Raw genomic sequence first — 17400 nt, forward strand, 5'->3', positions numbered from 1 at the left:
TGTTGGTTTACGCGGCAGCTTGCGCGAGCCGGCTCATTTCCCGCGTGACCAGCTCACGATACGGCCCGTGGCCCTGCATCAGACGCTCGGGCGAGCCGTCCTCGATGATCTTACCATTTCTCAGCACCACCACGCGGTCGAAATTGCGCAGCGTCGCCAGTCGATGCGCGATCGCGATCACGGTGCGGCCGCGCATCAGGCGCGACAGCGCCTCGCGGATCGCCTCCTCGGACTCGCTGTCGAGCGCGGCAGTCGCCTCGTCCAGCAGCAGGATCGGCGCGTCCTTGAGGAAGGCGCGCGCGATCGCGATGCGCTGGCGCTGGCCGCCGGACATCTTGACGCCGCGGTCGCCGACCATGGTGTCGAGGCCGTCAGGCAGGCTCTCGACGAAGTCGCAGCGCGCAGCGATCGCCGCGCGCAGCACCTCGTCGTCGGTCGCGTTCGGCCGGCCGTAACGGATGTTCTCGCGAATGGAGCGGTGAAACAAGGAAATGTCCTGCGGTACGACGGAAATCGCCTCGCGCAGGCTCAGCTGCGTCACCTTGGAGATGTCCTGGCCGTCGATGGTGACGCTGCCCTCGTCGACGTCGTAGAAGCGCTGGAGCAGCGTGAACAGCGTCGACTTGCCGCCGCCGGACTGCCCGACGAGGCCGACGCGCTGGCCCGGCTGGAGCCGCAGGCTGAACCGCTCGAAGATCTTCTCGCCGCCGGGATAGCCGAAGGTGACGTTGTTGAACGCGATGGCAGCGCCGCTCTTCACCAGCGGCTCGGCCTCGGGGTGATCGCGCAATTCGTGCGGCACCAGCAGGGTGGCGATCGCCTCGGTCAGGCGTGCGACGTGTTGGGTGACATCGACCAGCGCCACCGCGAGATCGCGCGTAGCGCTCAGGATGGAGATGCCGAGCGTACAGACCAGCACGACATCGCCGGTCGTCGCCTGGCCCTTCTGCCACAGCGTGATGGCCCAGGCCATCAGCGCGATCGTCAGAAGCACGGTGATGGCGGCATGCAACAGCCGCAGCTTCTCCAGATAACGCAGGCTGCGGCTTCGCGCGGTGAGCTCCCGGTTCACCGTCGCGTCGAACCGCTCATGCTCGTGGCCGATGCCGCAGAAGGCACGGACCAGCGGCATGTTGCTGATGACGTCGATCATCTCGCCGTCGACCACCGCGGCCTTGTCGGCGAAATCGTCATGCAGCGGCTTGCCGGCGGCTGCCAGATGGAACATCGCGACCACCATGCCGCCGGCGATCACGACCAGGCCGAGGGCCATGTAAGGACTGACGGTTCCAATCAGGGCAATTGCCGCAACTGTGGCAATGCAGGGCGGCAACACGTTCCAGACGAACATGTTCTCGACGGTGAACACCGCATTCGACGTCGCCGTGATGCGGCTCGTCAGCATGCCAGGCATCCGGTCCGAGAAATAGCTCGGCGCATGCCCGGTCAGATGACGAAATATGTCACGGCGCAAATCACCCGTGACACGGACGAAGGTGAAGCTCGCCGTCCAGCTCGCGATCCGCCACAGGAAGTTGTCGGCGGCGATCAGCGACATGAGCAGAATGAATGCCAGCCATACGCTGCCGCCATGCCCCGGTCCGGCGGACAGGCTGTCGACCAGGGATTTGACGCCGTACTGGGTGCCCACGGAACAGGCGACGGCCGCCACGACGGCGGCCAGGATCACCAGATGCGAGGCGAGACGACGCCGGAGATAGCGCAAGACAAAGGCAAATGGCCTGCGCGCGTATCCAGAAAGCTGATCCATATGGCTATCGCCCCGCTATGCTGATTTTCGTTTCGTTACTGGCCGAGTGAACATCGACCACTTCGCCTCGGTTCCCGGGCAACGCCATCACGACATGCGGATGCGGGCGATGTGCGAAGATCTAGTGGCAGCATCGCGACAGTCCCCCGACGTGTCGAATATGTAACGTTTGGAGTAAGGAACTTCGCAAGTGCGGGAACGTTCCCTTGGCTGGCATAGCCGGTGCCGACACGCGGGGGCTTTCAACGTTCATGATCGCAGAGGAGATGGTGAGATGCGCATCGCGCAGGTAGCTCCGTTGACGGAGGCTGTTCCACCCAAGCTGTATGGCGGCACCGAGCGGGTGGTGCATTGGTTGACGGAGGAGCTGGTAGCCCTTGGACATGACGTGACATTGTTCGCCAGCGGCGACTCGCAGACGTCGGCAAAGCTGGATGCATTGTGGCCGAAGGCGCTCCGTCTCGACGGTTCCGTGCGCGATCCCAACGCGCTGCACATGGTGCTGCTGGAGCGGGTGCGGCAGAAATGTGACGACGAGGAGTTCGATTTCCTCCATTTCCATCTCGACTATTATCCTTGGTCGCTGTTCCACCGGCAGCCGACGCCATTCGTGACCACGCTGCACGGCCGGCTCGACCTGCCGGAGCATCAGCCGGTCTTCAACACCTTCTCCAGGATGCCCGTCATCTCGATCTCCAACGCGCAGCGGCGGCCGGTGCCGCAGGCGAACTGGGTGACGACCATCCACCACGGCCTGCCGGAGACCCTGCTGACGCCGAAGCCGGCGAAACAGGAATATCTCGCCGTGCTCGGCCGCATCGCGCCGGAAAAAGGCGTCGACCGCGCCATCAAGATCGCGACCCATTGCGGCATTCCGCTCAAGATCGCGGCCAAGGTCGATCGCGCCGACCAGGATTATTACGACGAGCTGATCCGGCCGATGATCGAGAACAATCCGCTGGTCGAGTTCATCGGCGAGATCAGCGATCACGAGAAGTCTGACTTCCTGAGCGGCGCGCTCGGCCTCCTGCTGCCGATCGACTGGCCGGAGCCGTTCGGCCTCGTCATGATCGAATCCATGGCCTGTGGGACGCCGGTGGTCGCCTTCAACCGCGGCTCGGTTCCGGAGATCGTCGACGATGGGCTGACCGGCTTTATCGTCGAGGACGTCATCAGCGCTGCCGGCGTGGTGAAACGCCTGCCACAACTCGACCGCGCCGCGATCCGCAAGCAGTTCGAGACGCGCTTCACCGCACGGCGCATGGCGCTGGACTATCTTGCGGCCTATCGCAGCCTGACCGAGGCACAGGCGCCGCGGATCAAGCTGGTCAGCAGCGCGGAGTAGCTAGTCACACCCACAACTGTCGTCCCGGACAAGCGCGCCGCAAGCGCGCGCCGATCCGGGACCCATACTCCGCGGTAGTGGTGTTACGAAGACTCGAAGTTGCCAGTCTCGCCAACACGTCTCCCTGGGGTTATGGGTCCCCGCCTTCGCGGGGACGACACTGAATGTGGGGCGACAGTAGACTATCTCACCACCGCCCGCTTCGGCTCCACGATCTCGAACATCCGCGGGAATTCGTCCATCAGTCCCATCAGCTCGGCGAGCTTCATCGGATTGCCCGCGAGCTTGACCTTGCCGGCGGCGACCGCTTCCGGAAAGCTCGTCAGCTTCGCGATCACCTCATCGAGCGTTGCGCGCGCGAGCGTGAAGCTGGCGTCCGCGTTTTCCGCCTGCGCGCCCTCGGTGTAAGTGAGCGCGCAGTTCTCCAGATTGAGCACGAACGTCTCGCCGGTGTCGGAAAAGCGCCAGTTCAGGACGATGTGCTTGCCTTCCGCCTTGGGGCCGTTGAGGCGGATACCGAGCACGTCCCAGAGCTGGGAAGTGCGGAGCGCCGCCAGCGTTTCGCGCGGCATCGGCGGACGCGCCGGCACCTTCGGCATGCCCTGGCGCAATTCCTGCGCGCCGAACAGATAGGCGTTGCGCCAGGTCGCGCTCTCGGCGGCATAACCGAGCTGCTCCAGCGTATCGGCCAAGAGTGCGCGCGCCGCCGCATTGTCCGGCTCGGCAAAGACGAGATGGCCGAGCACCTGCGCGACGAAGCGGAATTCCCCCTTGTCGAAATCGGTGCGCGCCCGCGCCAGAATCGCGTCCGCGCCGCCCATGTACTCGACATACTTCCTGCCCGCCTCGACCGGCGGCAGCGGATCGAGATTGACCGGATTGGCATCGTACCAGCCGAGATATTTCTGGTAGATCGCCTTCACATTGTGCCGGATGTGGCCGTAATAGCCGCGGCCGTGCCAGGCGCCTTCCAGGCTCTTCGGCAGCTGGATCGTTTCGGCGATTTCGGCCGCGGTCAGGCCGTGGTTCATCAGGCGGATGGTCTGGTCATGCGCGAACTTGTAGAGGTCGCGCTGCTGCCGGATCATCGTGCCGATGCGCTCGCGTCCCCACACCGGCCAATGGTGCTGGCCGCACATCGCCTCGGCCTTGCCGTCCCAGAGCTGCAAAGCCTCGCCCAGATATTTCGACCAGGCCAGCGCGTCACGCACGTCGGCGCCGCGGAACGGCAGCAGATTGTGGAAATTGTGCGTGCAGTTCTCGGCGAGGTTCAACAGCCCATAGCGCGGAACGAAGAAGTGCATCTCCGCCGGTGCTTCGCTGTTCGGCGCCATCTGGAATTCGAATGCGACGCCGTCGATCACGCGCGTATCGCCGGTCGCCATGATCAGGTCCGTGGGGCGCAGCAGCGCAACGGAGCCCGCCGCCATCGACTTGCCGAGACCGCAATCGACCTGCCCGCGCACGCCCTTGGCGAGAAGGGGTCCGAACTGGTACTGCGCCCGGCGCAGCATCGCAGGTCCTGCGATGATGTTCTCGGAGACGGCGTGCTCCATGAACAGGTTCGGCGCGATGATCGGCACGCTGCCGGTGGCGAGTGCATCCTCCGCCAGCACGCCGCGCGCGCCGCCCCAATGGTCGGTGTGGGTATGGGTGAAGATGATCGCCGCGACCGGTCGCGTGCCGCGATGCTTGAAGTAGAGATCGAGCGCGGCGCGCGCCCCCTCGATCGAGGTCAGCGTATCCACGACGATGACGCCGCTGTCGCCCTCGATCAGCGTCATGTTGGCGATGTCGAGCCCGCGCACCTGGTAGACGCCGGGCACGACCTCGAACAGGCCGTGCTGCATGTTGAGGCGCGACTGCCGCCACAGGCTCGGATTGACCGTGTGCGGCGCCTGCTCGGCGGACAGGAAGCCGTAGGGCTCGAGGCTCCAGACCGTCCGCCCTTGCGGATTCATGATCGTCGCATTCTCGATCGTGCCGAGAAAGCCGCGCGCGGCGGCGTCGAAGTCGCGCCTGTCGGAAAACGGCAAGGCGTTCAGCATCGCCGTTTGCTGCGCGATGACGGACGGCGATGCGTCCTTCGGCTCATTGCTGAGTTCGGTCATGCTCGTTCCTCCAAGACGGAGTTCTCTTCCCTTCTCCCCTTGTGGGAGAAGGTGGCGCGAAGCGCCGGATGAGGGGTTCTTTCCATTCGCAATACTGTTCGTGAGGAGAGACCCCTCACCCGGCTCGCCGCTTCGTTGCGATGTACCCTCTCCCACAGGGGGTGTTCCGACCGGAGAGAGGGTGCACCATTCGTGCCGCGCGCCCGCTACATCCCCAGCAAGCGAGGCAGCCAGAGCGACAGGCCGGGCCAGTACGTCACCACGACGAGGAATCCCAGCATCGTCAGCAGCCACGGCCACACCGCGACCGTCAGTTCGGTGATTCCCATCTTGGCGATGCCGGAGGCGACGTAGAGGTTGAGGCCGACGGGCGGATGGCACAGCCCGACCTCCATGTTGACCGTCATCAGGATGCCGAAATGGATGGGGTCGATGCCGAGCTTGATCGCGACCGGAAACAGGATCGGCGCCATGATCAGGATGATGGAGGACGGCTCCATCACGTTGCCCGCTATCAGCAGCAGCAGGTTGACGAGCAGGAGGAAGCCGATCCACCCCAGGCCCTGGTCGATCATCCATTGCGCCAGCGCCTGCGGCACGTTCTCGTAGGTCATCAGGAACGAGAACAGCACGGCGTTGGTGATGATGTAGAGCAGCATCGCGGAGAGATTCGCCGATGACAGCAGCACGCGCGGCACGTCGCGCAGCCTCAGGTCCTTGTAGATGAACACGGCGACGATGAAGGCGTAGACCGCGCTCACAGCGGCAGCTTCGGTCGGCGTGAACAGGCCGCTATAGATGCCACCGATCACGATCACGATCAGCAGGATGCCCCAGATCGATTTGCGGAACGCATCGAAACGCTCGCGGAAGGTGGCTTTCGGCATCCGCGGATAGTCGTTGCGCCAGGCCCGATAGAACGTCGTTGCGCCGAGCAGCGAGGCGAGCGCAAGCCCCGGCACGATGCCGGCGATGAACAGCTTGCCTACCGAGCTGTTGGTGGACACGGCGTAGAGCACCATCGGGATCGACGGCGGAATGAGAATGCCGAGCGAGCCCGACGTCGTGATCACGCCCGCGCCGAACCGCTTCGGAAAGCCTTGCGCGACCATCGCGGGAAGGATCACCGAGCCGATCGCCACGACGGTCGCCGGCGATGAGCCGGAGATGGCGGCAAACAGCGCGCAGGCGACCACGCCCGACAGCGCCAGACCGCCGTACCAATGGCCGACCAGCGAGGTCGCGAAGTTGATCATCCGCCGCGCCACGCCGCCATGGGTCAGGAAGTTGCCGGCGAGGATGAAGAACGGGATCGCCATGATCTCGAAATTCTCGATGCCGGTGAACAGCTTCAGCGCCACCGATTCCGTTCGCACGTCGGTCAGCGTGAACATGAAGCTGAGCACGGTCAGACCCAGCGCGATCGAGATCGGCATGCCCGTCAGCATCAGCGAGAGCAGCAGCGCGAAGACGATGGCGACGCGCACGCCCTGCGGCAGCGTGATGAGATGGCCTGCATGGGCAAAGCAGATGGCGACGATCAGGACCGGCAGCAGCATCAGGATCCAGCCGAGCGGGCTGCGCTCGTCGCGGACGACCTGGCTGGGCGAGACCGGCGCCGGATGCACCGGGTCCGCCTCGACACCCTCGACGCCCGCCATGTCGTGATGCGGCAGCTCGCCGGTGCGGTAGAACGACCAGGCGACCTGCAGGAAGCGGAAACACATCAGGCCGGAGCCGAGCGGGATCGTGAGATACACCATCCACATCGGCGCTTCGAGATCGTTGGATTGCTGGCCGCTCTGCCACATGTGGGTGACGAAGGCGGCCCCGAAATAGCCGACGATGGCGGTGAAAAGCGCGCCGCACAGAAGGCCGAAGGTGATCACGCGCCGGCGCGACCCGCCAGGCAGGATGTTGACCAGCACGTCGACGCCGACATGGATGCCGGTCCGCACGCCATAGGCGGCGCCGAACTTCGCCATCCAGATGAACATGTAGATGCAGAGTTCCTGCGCCCAGGACAGGTCGAGCGCGGCAAGCCACACAAACACCGCTCGCGCCGGCACGGCGAGGAAGGCGAGATTTCGCGCTTCCGCCCATTTCGCGATGTCGATCGACAGCCCGGCACCGTAGCGGTGCAGCACGGCGACGAAGATGAGCGATGTCGCAGCCGCGATCATCGTCGCGATCAGCCACTCCTCGAGATGATCGAGAAAACGATTCAGCGCGCGCAACAACTTGGTCCCCCCGGATTGGATCATTCAAGCGCAACGGCCGGGAGTGCGATCACCCCCGACCGTTGGTATTGTTCTTATTAGGGCGCAGCCCGTCAGTTCATCTTGACGTCGAGTTCCTTGGCGAGGAGATCGAGCACCTCCTGCCCGACCCGCCCCTTTGCCCATTTATACGTCGGCTGCATCGCCTCCTGCCAGGCCTTGCGGTCGGCGTCGGTGAGATAATGCAGATTGGTCTTCCCCGTCTTCTTGATCTCGGCCAGCGCGTCCTCGTTCTCCTGGCGCGCGATCGAGTTGGTGTAGTCGGTCGCCTCCGCCATCGCCTTGTCCAGCTTGGTGCGGATATCGGGCGGAAGACCTGACCAGAACTTCGAGTTGACGATGACAGCATATTGCAGATGCGCGTGATAGGATACGGTGATGTCCTTCTGCACCTCGTAGAACTTCTGCGTGAGGTAGTTTGACGCCGTGTTCTCGCAGCCGTCAACCACGCCGGTCTGCAAGGCCTGGTAAACTTCCGAGAACGCCATGATCTGCGGGATCGAGCCCATGATGCGGAGATACTGGTCGGCGACCTTCGATCCGGAGATGCGGAATTTCAGCCCCTGGAAATCAGTCGGCTTCAGCAAGGGACGGTTGGCGGACAGCATGTGGAAGCCGTTGTCCCAATAGGCGAGCCCGGTGATGCCCTTGGCCTCGAGCTTCTGGAACAGCCACTTGCCGATCGTGCCCTTCATCGCGCCGGCATAGGTCTGGTCGTCCCTGAACAGCCAGGGCAGGTCGAGCGCCTCGAACTCCTTGATGCCGAGCGGCGCGAATTTCGCCGTCGACGGCGCAAGCATCTGCACCGAGCCGAGCTGCAGCGCCTCGATCTCCTCCTTGTCCTTGTAGAGCGTGGAGTTCGGGTAGACTTCGACCTTGACCTTGCCGTCGGTGTATTTCTCGGCGAGCTCCTTGAATTTCAGCGCGCCCTTGCCCTTCGGGGTGTCGTTGGCGACCACGTGGCTGAACTTGATGACGATGGGACTCTGGGCTTGGGCGATGGCGGGAGCCAAGAAAACAGCCGCGGCGGCGACCGCGGCAAGCAGCTTGCGCATGAACGTACCTCCCAACAACTTGGAAACCGGGTTCTTCTTGTTCTTCAGGTCAGTCCTGGCAGCAACCCGCTACCCGAACAACTGGACCCAAGCCCTGTTTGCCGCAGCCAAGCTAACTTGAGGACCGCTGCATGCGCAACCCGGTGTCCGCGCGAGTCCAAAGGGAACGTGCGCTTTATGCCGCAATGCGGCACTTCAATCAGCCTTTGCGCTGGGCGACCATGAAGAGGCGCCGGAACGGGAACAGCGTCTGCCCCGCAGCATTCTTCGGATAGGCCTTTGCAACGCGCATCCCGTAGGCGGCTTCGAACGCGATCTTCTCTTCGCCTTGCAGGACGTCGAGATAGCGCGTGAGCCAGGTCCCCTTGGTCCATTCCTTCACGGGGTTCTCGCCCTCGAGCACCTGGAGATACTCGGTCTCCCATATGTCGATGTTGGCCGACATCGGCGCAAGCAGATCGTGATAGAAGGCAGGCCCCTCGACCGGCGGCGGGGTGACGAGATGCTCCACCTTGGACCGCCACGGACCGTCCAGTGCGGTCTCGCCGATCAGCACATGCGAAGGCGCGGTGAAGTTGCGCGGCATCTGCACTGCTAAGATGCCCCCACGCGCCACCTTCTCCATCAGCGACGGAAACAGTGCCGCATGATCGGGCAGCCAGTGCAGTGCGGCATTGGAATAAATCAGATCGAACCGCCCGGCGGGACTCCAATGGCCGAGATCCTCGTGCGACCATTCCACGTCCGGCGCGGCCTTCCGCCCCGCGGCGACCATCTCGGCCGACCCCTCGACGCCGGTCACGCGCGCATCCGGCCAGCGCTCCCTGATCAGCTTCGTCACGTTGCCGGCGCCGGCGCCGAGATCGGCGATCGCGCGCGGGGCAAAATCCGGAATCCGCATCAGGAGGTCGACGGCGGGCCGGAGCCGATGGCCGGAGAACTTCAGATATTGCTGCGGATCCCAGACCATCATTTGAGCCTTTTCTTTTTCGTGTTTCCTTCGCCGAGGCTCTTGGTTACCACTGCTCGTCTCGGTTCGGCAAATCGCCGCACGCGGGACGGGGCAGGAAACGAACAGCAAAACGCAAAGCAACCAAGAGAGCATGCGACCATGGACCTCGGGCTCAAATCGAAAACCGCTGTCGTCACCGGCGCGAGCATCGGCATCGGCCGCGCCATCGCCAGGGGCCTCGCGGCCGAAGGCGTGCGCGTCATCGGCGTGGCGCGCCGAACCGACCTGCTGGCCGAACTGGCGAAAGAAGTCGGCGGCGGATCGATCACGCCGTTCGAGCAGGATGTGATGGCCAAGGATGCCGCCGAAAACATTGCGGCCTTCGCGCTGAACGAGTTCGGCCATGTCGACATTCTCGTCAACAATGCCGGCGGCAGCCGTCCCCTCCCCGTCGATGCGCCCGACAGCAAATGGGACGAGGCGATCGCGCTGAACTTCTCCAGCTATCGCCGCATCGCGCACGTGCTGCTGCCGCAGATGATCGAACGCAAATGGGGCCGCATCGTCAACATTACCGGCAAGTCCGAGCCGGAAGGCCTCAACGCCGCCTTCGCCGCCAAGGCCGCGGTGCACGCCTGGGCCAAGGGCCTGTCGCGCGAGATCGGCGCGCACGGCATCACCATCAACTGCATCCCGCCCGGCCGCATCATGAGCGAACAGATCCGCCGCAACTACGCGCCGGACTATCGCGAGCGTTTTGCCGAGGAAGAGATCCCGGTGGGCTATTGGGGCGAACCGGAAGATCTCGCGGCCCTCGCGGTGTTTCTGGCCTCACCGGTGGCGCGCTACATCACGGGCACGGTGATCCCGGTGGATGGGGGATTGCGGAGATATCAGTTTTAGGGTGGGTGACAGACGACCGCGACGCCCCGCGGCCGACGCGATGCGACGGCTTCACGTCGGCAGCGCCGGTTGATCTGGCCAAGGGGTTGGTGATAATTACGATGACCGGTACACGCCCGGCTGTCGAAGAGCGCAGTGCATTTCAGTATTTCGCGCCGTGCTTCGTCTGAATCTCTGTGCGTGATGGCGAACAGTTTGGGGAACCGCAAAGAATTGGGTGCTGGACGTCGTTCGCCGATGCGCAAGCGCGGTCGCGAGCGGCTTCAGCTTCTGCTCGATGCCACCGCAGACCTGCTGGCCGAACGGCTGGACGAGGATATCAGTCTCGCTCAAATCGCCGAGAGAGCCGATGTGCCTCTCGCCTCGGTCTATCATTTCTTTCCGAACCGAGGCGCCGCCTTTGTAGCCCTGGCGCAACGCTACCACGCCGAGATCGCGGCACGCGCCGCGGGCCCGGTTCATCCTCGTCCCCAGACCTGGCAGCACTACATCGCCAACAGCCAGAAGGCCGGCGCAGCGCATCTGAACCGCAATCCTGCAGCGCTGCGCCTTTTCATGGGCGCAGGCGTCAGTGTCGAGGTGAGAAACACGGATCTCAGCGGCAACGCCAATCTCGCAAAGCAGCGTACCGCCTATCTGCGTGCGACGTTCGACATGCCCAAGGTACCGGATCTGGAGAAATGGGTCGCGGTGTCGATCGCGCTCGTGGATGGCATCTGGGCGCTCTCCTACAGCCTCCATCGATCCATCACCCCGGAATATCTCGAGGAATCGATCAGATGCTCCATCGCATATTTGCGATGCTACCTGCCGGAAGTCGTCGATCGGCGCGCCCCCTGACGCTTCTCTAATCATATAAAATTCTACTATCTCTCAGGCCACCGACGTTCCCCGCTTCCGCCGCGGGCGGATCTCTGACCAATTTTTGCTCACATTTCCGTATGATCGTGAAAATGCAGAGATCTTTCCCTGGAGGACGCGCCCAAAGACTCCGCTTTATAATCGAAATTTATATCAGTATTATCCCGCGCATGGTGAGGTCCGCCGCCTGATCTCCGTTTCCCTAGAAAGGAGTGCCATGAACCGCCGAGACTTCTTGAAAGCCGCAACCGCCACGGCAACGGCCACAGTTGCAGCGCCTCGCCTCGCCTCGGCGTCGGGTGAGAAGGTCCTGACCTTCGTTCCGCAATCCGATCTCACTTTGCTCGATCCTGTGCAGACGACGGGGCTTGTGACCCGCAACCATGCACTGATGGTGTTCGACACGCTCTACGGCGTCGACGAACGCTTCGAAGCACAGCCGCAGATGGCGGCTGGTCACGAGATCGACCGCGACGGCCTGCGCTGGACATTGACGCTGCGCGAGGGATTGAAGTTTCACGACGGCGAACGGGTCCTGGCGCGGGATGCCGTGGCCAGCATCAAGCGCTGGTGGAGCCGAGACGTCTTCGGTGGAGATCTTCGCAGCGCCACCGCTGAACTCTCCGCAACGTCCGACAATACGATCGTCTTCGACCTGAAGAAGCCTTTTCCTTTGCTGGCCTATGCGCTGGGCAAGCCATCGAGCGTGTGCCCCGTCATGCCCGAGCGCCTTGCGCTCACGCCGGGCACGGAGCAGGTCAAGGAGATGATCGGCAGCGGACCGTTCCAGTTCGTGCCGGATGAACGCGTCGTCGGATCCCAGGTCGTCTACAAGCGGTTTGACGGTTACGTCCCGCGACCGTCAGGCACCGCCAGTTTCATGGCCGGCCCCAAGACCATCCACCTCGACCGCGTGATCTGGCGCGTTCTGCCGGATGCTGCGACGGCCGCGGCCGCCCTTCAGGTCGGCGAAGTCGACTGGTGGGAGCAACCGACTCCGGACTTGTTGCCGCTGCTCGCCAAGCGAGGCAACATCAAGGTCGAGGTCAAGGACACCGGCGGCTATCTCGCGATGATCAGGCTCAATCATCTCGTTCCCCCCTTTGACAATCCCGCAATCCGTCGCGCCATCCTGTCGGCCATCAGCCAGACGGAATTCATGACGGCCGTCATGGGCACCAACGGCAATTTCTGGAAGGACAATGTCGGCTTCTTCCTGCCCGCCTCCCCCTTCGCAAACGATGCCGGCATGGACGTCTTCGCGGGCGCGCCGGACTACGCCAAGGCCAAGCGCGATCTGCAGGCGGCGGGCTACAAGGGCGAGCGTATCGTCTTCGTCGTCCCGACCGACCTCCACGCCCTCAATTCAATGAGCCTGGTCGCCGCCGACATGTTCAAGAAGATCGGCCTCGAGGTCGACTACCAGGTGTCCGACTGGGGCACCGTGTTGCAGCGTATTGCGTCGCAGCGCCCACTCGACCAGGGCGGCTGGAGCGCATGGTGCAATTACGTCCCCGGCGCGTCCGCGATCAATCCCGCCGCTCACTCCTATCTCAGGGGCATCGGCAAGGCCGGCACCTTCGGGTGGCCGAGCAGCGAGAAGATCGAGGCCCTGCGCCTCGCATTTCTGTCGGCCGAGGACGACAAGGAAAGACAGCGGCTGGTTCGGGAAATCCAGGCGCAGGCCATGCAGGACACCCCGTATCTGCCGCTCGGCTACTTTGCGCAGCCGGCCGCGTACTCCCAGAAGCTCAGCGGCATTCCCTTGGGCTTCTCCCAGTTCTACGGTGTGAAGAAGGCCTGATCCTCGGGGCCCGTCGATCACACGTCGACCCATGCAATCAACACCTCGGTGGATGGCCGAAAACATGAACGACTTGCACGCCGAATTGGGTTACGCAACCGCGCTGGAACTGAAGGCGCGCTTTGAACGCCGCGAGCTCTCGCCGGTAGAAGCCGTATCGGGCGTCCTCGACCGGATCGCGGCGCTCGAGCCGGCGATCAACGCGTTCTCCGTGGTGATGCGAGACGACGCATTGGCGGCAGCACGGGACTCCGAGCGGCGCCTGCGCAGCGGAGAGGCTCGGCCTCTCGAAGGAATTCCCGTCACGATCAAAGACGCCTTCGGTGTTGCCGGCTACGAAACGGCGACCTGCACGCATGCGCTGAAGGGCCCTGTTGCCCGCGAGGACAACATCGTCGTGGCGCGCCTGCGCGATGCCGGCGCGATCATCCTCGGCAAGACCACGATGTCCGAATTCGGCTGGTCCGGCATCAGCCGCAATCCGGTGACGGGCGTGACGCACAACCCATGGAAGCGCGGCTTCAATGCCGGCGCCTCGTCTGCAGGCGCAGGCGCAGGTGCAGCGGCCGGCTACGGACCGCTGCACCTCGGCTCGGATGGAGCGGGCTCGATCCGGATGCCGTCCCATTTCTGCGGCGTCTTCGGCTTGAAGCCGACCTTTGGCCGGGTCCCCTACGCGCCGGTCTCCAACAACGACTACGCCACCTATATCGGCCCGATGACGCGAACCGTCGCCGATGCCGCGCTGATGCTGGAGACAATGGCCGGCCCGCATCCGCTCGACCACACATCCTGCGAAGCGGCGCCCGATGCCTACCTCGCGAAGCTGAAGGCCTCGATGAAGGGCAAGCGCATCGCGTTCAGCCCCGACCTCGGCCATGCCCGCGTCGACGACGAGATCGCAGCAATCGTCGCGTCGGCGGCCAAGGTCTTTGCCGGGGAGCTTCAGGCGGAAGTGGAGATCGTGACGCCGCAATGGGGACCGCAGGGACCGGAGCTCGGGCGCTTCTTCTGGGCGGTTCTCTGGGGACGCCGGGCCGGACTGCTGCCGGAATGGGAAGGCAGCATGGGCAGCGACCTCGTCGCCTGCATTCGCGAGGGAGCCAACTATTCCGCGACCGAGTACATGAACATGCGCGAGCGCAAATTCGCGTACGTCGCGGAGATATCGAGCTTTCTCGAGGATTGGGATTATCTCGTCACGCCGGTCGCATCGGTTGCGGCCTTTCCCGTCGAGCGGGTCAGGCCGGAACATTGGCCCGAGCACGATTGGGATTGGCTTGAATGGTCGGAATTCCTCTACCCCTTCAACATGTCGAGCCACCCGGCCGCGAGCGTGCCTTGCGGCATGACCCGCGCCGGCCTGCCCGTGGGCCTGCAGATCGTCAGCCGCCGCTTCGACGATCTTGGCGTCCTGCAGGCTGCCGCCGCCTTCGAGGCTGCAATGCCGTGGAGACAGCGTCGTCCCGACATCGCGATGCCGAGCTGACGCGCGGCCCCAAATCCGACAGGACAATCCATGATGAGAAATTCGAAGGACTCCGAACTGCGCGAACGCGCACGGCAGGTGATCCCGAAGGGCATGTATGGTCACGAATCGGTCGCCCTTCTGTCAGAGGACTTTCCGCAATTCTTCTCGCGAGCCGAGGGAGCCTATCTCTGGGACTGCGATCACAACCGTTATGTCGACTACATGTGTGCGTTCGGTCCCAATCTGCTCGGCTACCGGCACCGCGGCATCGAGGAAGCCGCACGGGCTCAGGCCGCGATGGGAGACACCATGACCGGTCCCTCCGAAGCCATGGTCGTGCTTGCGGAAGACCTCGTATCGATGATCGGGCATGCGGCCTGGGCCATGTTCTGCAAGAACGGAAGCGATGCGACCTCGATGGCGATGGTGACGGCACGGGCTTATCGGGATCGCCGCAAAATTCTCGTCGCGAAGGGCACCTATCACGGCGCCGCCCCCTGGAATACTCCCAACATGAAGGGCATCACCGCGGAGGATCGGGCCCACATCATCTATTTCGACTACAACGACCTCGACAGTGCGACGGAGGCGTTTCGCAAGGCCGCCGGCGATGTCGCCGGCGTCTTCGCGACGCCATTCCGTCACGAGACGTTCAACGACCAGTACGCGCCCTCGGCCGAATATGCGCTTGGACTGAGGAAGCTCTGCGATGATGCGGATGCGTTGCTGATCCTCGACGAGGTACGCACCGGCTTTCGCCTCTCGCGCGACTGCAGCTGGTCGGTGCACGGCGTTCAGCCCGATCTCAGCGCATGGGGCAAGGTGCTCGCCAACGGCTATCCGATCTCGGCCCTTCTCGGCTCGGAGAAGGCGCGCAACGCAGCGTCGAGCATCTACGTCACGGGATCCTTCTGGTTCTCCGCTGTGCCGATGGCGGCGGCGATCGCGACCCTGCGGGAGATCCGGACGACCGATTATCTCGAACGGATCGTCGCCAATTCCACGCGGCTGCGCGCCGGCATCGCGGCGCAGGCCTCCGCGCACGGCATCGGGGTTCGCCAGACCGGACCGTCGCAGATGCCGCAAATCCTGTTCGACGACGATCCGGACATGCGGAAGGGTTACTTCTGGGCCGGCTTTGCAGTTCGATCTGGGGCCTACCTTCACCCCTATCACAACATGTTCTTCAACGCCGCCCTGACGACGCACGACATCGACAACACGCTCGACATCACGGACAGAGCATTCGCCGAACTGAAGAGGCGGCTGCCGTCCTTGCCCGCCCAATCGAACGAGCTGGTGCTGCAACGCCTTGGACTTTGAACCTGGGCGTTGAAGACGATGGGCGCTGAAGGTTGAGCGGCGCCATCATTCGAGCATAGTTCCAGCGCGGTCAGTTATCCCGCCGGTTACAATGACCTTGACCGCCTCATTCGTCACGCGCGCCGCCATCCCCCGACAGGCCAATTCACGCCCGTGCCGATAGGCAGCAGCACCTCATTCCTGACCCGCCGGCGGGACGACATACAGGGTCAGGGCAAACACGGCGTATATGAAAATCATCAAGGCGCCGACGAACCATGCCGAGCGACCGCTTGTGGTGATGAAGGTCGACGTAACAGTTGCAATCATCACCATTGTGACGGCGCCCGGCCAGAACTGAAGGTTCATCGGCGTCGGTCCCACGACGTAGCTCAGCAGCACCAGCGCAGGTGCAACGAATAGCGCGATCTGCGAGGCGCTGCCGAGCGCAATGCTGACGACCATGTCGAGCCGGTCCTTGCGTGCCGCGGCAAACGCCACCGCGAATTCGGCGGCCGCACCGACCAGCGAAACGATGATGAAGCCGACGAAGGCCGGACTCATTCCGAAGGTTTCCGCCGCCTTCTGCACCGATTCCACGAAGATCTCGCTCACCAGCGCGACCAGCACGGTGACGACCAGCAGCGTTCCGACGGCAACCCCGATCGGCCAGTGCGTCTCCTCGTGCTCGCCGTAATCGGCGCTTGCGAACAATTCCTTGTGTGTCCCGAGCGAGAACCACAGGCCCAGCGCGTAAGCGACGATGAGGAGCATCGAAATGCCGACGCTCAGCTTGTGAAGTACGCCTCCGCCCTGCGGCAGATGTTCGAGGTCGGCGACGGCCGAAGGCGCCAGCAGCGCGACCGTTGCCATCAACAACAAGCCGGACGAGAGCCGCGCGCCGGCGCGGTTATACTCCTGCACATGGTAGCGCATGCCGCCGATCAGCAGGCAGGCGCCGAGCATGAATATCGCGTTGGTCACGATCGCGCCCGCAATCGAGGCCTTCACCAGCATGTACTGGCCCGCCCGCAGCGCCGTGATGGCGATGATCAACTCCGTCAGATTGCCGAGCGTTGCATTGAGCAGTCCGCCCACGGCATCGCCGGTCTTGGCAGCGACCGCTTCTGTGGCGTGGCTGAGCAGCGCCGCCAGCGGCACGATCGCAAGCACGGCCAGCACGAAGAGCAGCGTGTGGGAGTGCGGCGCAGCCGCACCGGCCACCAGCACGATGGGTACAAAGACCAGCATCCAGAGCAAAGGGGTGTCCCGGATTTCCCTGAGCAAAGCCGCCATATCGACGCCGCCTTCCATTGATGCGTTGATGGATGGTCTGGCGGCCCTGCGGGGTGAGTATTGATCTGCCTCAAGGCGAGACGGCGCGCCGCCAAATGGCGTGAGGCCGGACATCACGCATCGTGAGAATGCGCCCTCGTTCACGACCGCCGGCACGTAGCATCATGCCAGTGTTTTGCCCGACGGATCAACGTGATCGAGGTCACGGATGTCGTCGCGAGGCTCCTCGAAAAACCCCTTGTCGATCAAG

Annotated in this window: 12 protein-coding genes and 1 pseudogene; 6 read left to right on the forward strand and 7 right to left on the reverse strand. The window is 63.7% G+C overall.

Features of this window, described 5'->3' with window-relative positions:
• Positions 1 to 7 precede the first annotated feature (7 nt).
• The gene (locus tag IVB23_RS09790) at positions 8 to 1771 is read right to left on the reverse strand and encodes an ABC transporter ATP-binding protein (protein ID WP_247803371.1); all 1764 of its coding nucleotides are present in this window, start codon (positions 1769 to 1771) and stop codon (positions 8 to 10) included.
• A gap of 274 nt (positions 1772 to 2045) precedes the next feature.
• Here IVB23_RS09790 and IVB23_RS09795 point away from each other — a divergent pair, with 274 nt between their 5' ends.
• Positions 2046 to 3116, forward strand: coding sequence for a glycosyltransferase family 4 protein (locus tag IVB23_RS09795; protein ID WP_061878280.1), 1071 nt, complete (start codon positions 2046 to 2048; stop codon positions 3114 to 3116).
• Between the two features lie 182 nt (positions 3117 to 3298).
• Here IVB23_RS09795 and IVB23_RS09800 read toward each other — a convergent pair whose 3' ends face one another.
• The 5 genes and pseudogenes from IVB23_RS09800 to IVB23_RS09820 all read right to left on the reverse strand — a co-directional run bounded on the left by IVB23_RS09800 (position 3299) and on the right by IVB23_RS09820 (position 9531).
• Complete coding sequence (locus IVB23_RS09800) at positions 3299 to 5227, reverse strand: alkyl sulfatase dimerization domain-containing protein (protein WP_247803372.1); 1929 nt, start codon at positions 5225 to 5227, stop codon at positions 3299 to 3301.
• Positions 5228 to 5433: 206 nt separating this feature from the next.
• Positions 5434 to 6714, reverse strand: a complete 1281-nt coding sequence (locus IVB23_RS39430; protein ID WP_245311984.1) for a TRAP transporter large permease subunit — start codon at positions 6712 to 6714, stop codon at positions 5434 to 5436.
• A 267-nt stretch (positions 6715 to 6981) separates the two neighbouring features.
• A pseudogene (locus IVB23_RS39435) lies at positions 6982 to 7491 on the reverse strand (TRAP transporter small permease subunit); the annotation flags it as partial.
• 68 nt (positions 7492 to 7559) lie between these two features.
• Positions 7560 to 8561 carry a DctP family TRAP transporter solute-binding subunit gene (locus tag IVB23_RS09815; protein WP_061878282.1) on the reverse strand — a complete coding sequence of 334 codons (1002 nt, stop codon included), beginning with the start codon at positions 8559 to 8561 and terminating at the stop codon, positions 7560 to 7562.
• Positions 8562 to 8760: 199 nt separating this feature from the next.
• Positions 8761 to 9531 (reverse strand): methyltransferase domain-containing protein, encoded by a 771-nt coding sequence (locus IVB23_RS09820; RefSeq protein ID WP_346659152.1) that lies wholly within the window; start codon positions 9529 to 9531, stop codon positions 8761 to 8763.
• 141 nt (positions 9532 to 9672) lie between these two features.
• On the opposite strand from IVB23_RS09820, the gene IVB23_RS09825 reads away from it, so the two are divergent.
• The 5 genes from IVB23_RS09825 (at position 9673) to IVB23_RS09845 (ending at position 15875) form a co-directional block, all read left to right on the forward strand.
• Positions 9673 to 10416, forward strand: a complete 744-nt coding sequence (locus tag IVB23_RS09825) for an SDR family oxidoreductase (RefSeq protein WP_247803374.1) — start codon at positions 9673 to 9675, stop codon at positions 10414 to 10416.
• A gap of 237 nt (positions 10417 to 10653) precedes the next feature.
• On the forward strand, positions 10654 to 11256 hold the full coding sequence (locus IVB23_RS09830) for a TetR/AcrR family transcriptional regulator (RefSeq protein ID WP_247803375.1): 603 nt from the start codon (positions 10654 to 10656) through the stop codon (positions 11254 to 11256).
• Positions 11257 to 11494: 238 nt separating this feature from the next.
• A complete protein-coding gene (locus tag IVB23_RS09835) occupies positions 11495 to 13081 on the forward strand; it encodes an ABC transporter substrate-binding protein (RefSeq protein ID WP_247803376.1) in 1587 nt (528 codons plus the stop codon).
• Positions 13082 to 13145: 64 nt separating this feature from the next.
• Positions 13146 to 14570: an amidase family protein gene (locus tag IVB23_RS09840; RefSeq protein WP_247803377.1), complete on the forward strand. Its 1425-nt coding sequence runs from the start codon at positions 13146 to 13148 to the stop codon at positions 14568 to 14570.
• 30 nt (positions 14571 to 14600) lie between these two features.
• The gene (locus IVB23_RS09845; RefSeq protein ID WP_247803378.1) at positions 14601 to 15875 is read left to right on the forward strand and encodes an aminotransferase class III-fold pyridoxal phosphate-dependent enzyme; all 1275 of its coding nucleotides are present in this window, start codon (positions 14601 to 14603) and stop codon (positions 15873 to 15875) included.
• Between the two features lie 174 nt (positions 15876 to 16049).
• Here IVB23_RS09845 and cax read toward each other — a convergent pair whose 3' ends face one another.
• The gene (cax, locus tag IVB23_RS09850) at positions 16050 to 17150 is read right to left on the reverse strand and encodes a calcium/proton exchanger (RefSeq protein WP_247803379.1); all 1101 of its coding nucleotides are present in this window, start codon (positions 17148 to 17150) and stop codon (positions 16050 to 16052) included.
• Between the last annotated feature and the right edge of the window lie 250 nt (positions 17151 to 17400).

Source organism: Bradyrhizobium sp. 191, from assembly GCF_023100985.1.
Taxonomy (GTDB): domain Bacteria; phylum Pseudomonadota; class Alphaproteobacteria; order Rhizobiales; family Xanthobacteraceae; genus Bradyrhizobium; species Bradyrhizobium diversitatis.

What these genes read in the sequence shown, in the direction of transcription:
- IVB23_RS09835 (WP_247803376.1), top strand. Translation starts at nt 11,495, where the DNA reads ATGAACCGCCGAGACTTCTTGAAAGCCGCAACCGCCACGGCAACGGCC.
- IVB23_RS09825 (WP_247803374.1), top strand. Translation starts at nt 9,673, where the DNA reads ATGGACCTCGGGCTCAAATCGAAAACCGCTGTCGTCACCGGCGCGAGC.
- IVB23_RS09830 (WP_247803375.1), top strand. Translation starts at nt 10,654, where the DNA reads ATGCGCAAGCGCGGTCGCGAGCGGCTTCAGCTTCTGCTCGATGCCACC.
- IVB23_RS09845 (WP_247803378.1), top strand. Translation starts at nt 14,601, where the DNA reads ATGATGAGAAATTCGAAGGACTCCGAACTGCGCGAACGCGCACGGCAG.
- IVB23_RS09795 (WP_061878280.1), top strand. Translation starts at nt 2,046, where the DNA reads ATGCGCATCGCGCAGGTAGCTCCGTTGACGGAGGCTGTTCCACCCAAG.
- cax (WP_247803379.1), bottom strand. Translation starts at nt 17,150, where the DNA reads ATGGCGGCTTTGCTCAGGGAAATCCGGGACACCCCTTTGCTCTGGATG.
- IVB23_RS09790 (WP_247803371.1), bottom strand. Translation starts at nt 1,771, where the DNA reads ATGGATCAGCTTTCTGGATACGCGCGCAGGCCATTTGCCTTTGTCTTG.
- IVB23_RS09840 (WP_247803377.1), top strand. Translation starts at nt 13,146, where the DNA reads ATGAACGACTTGCACGCCGAATTGGGTTACGCAACCGCGCTGGAACTG.
- IVB23_RS09820 (WP_346659152.1), bottom strand. Translation starts at nt 9,531, where the DNA reads ATGGTCTGGGATCCGCAGCAATATCTGAAGTTCTCCGGCCATCGGCTC.
- IVB23_RS09815 (WP_061878282.1), bottom strand. Translation starts at nt 8,561, where the DNA reads ATGCGCAAGCTGCTTGCCGCGGTCGCCGCCGCGGCTGTTTTCTTGGCT.
- IVB23_RS09800 (WP_247803372.1), bottom strand. Translation starts at nt 5,227, where the DNA reads ATGACCGAACTCAGCAATGAGCCGAAGGACGCATCGCCGTCCGTCATC.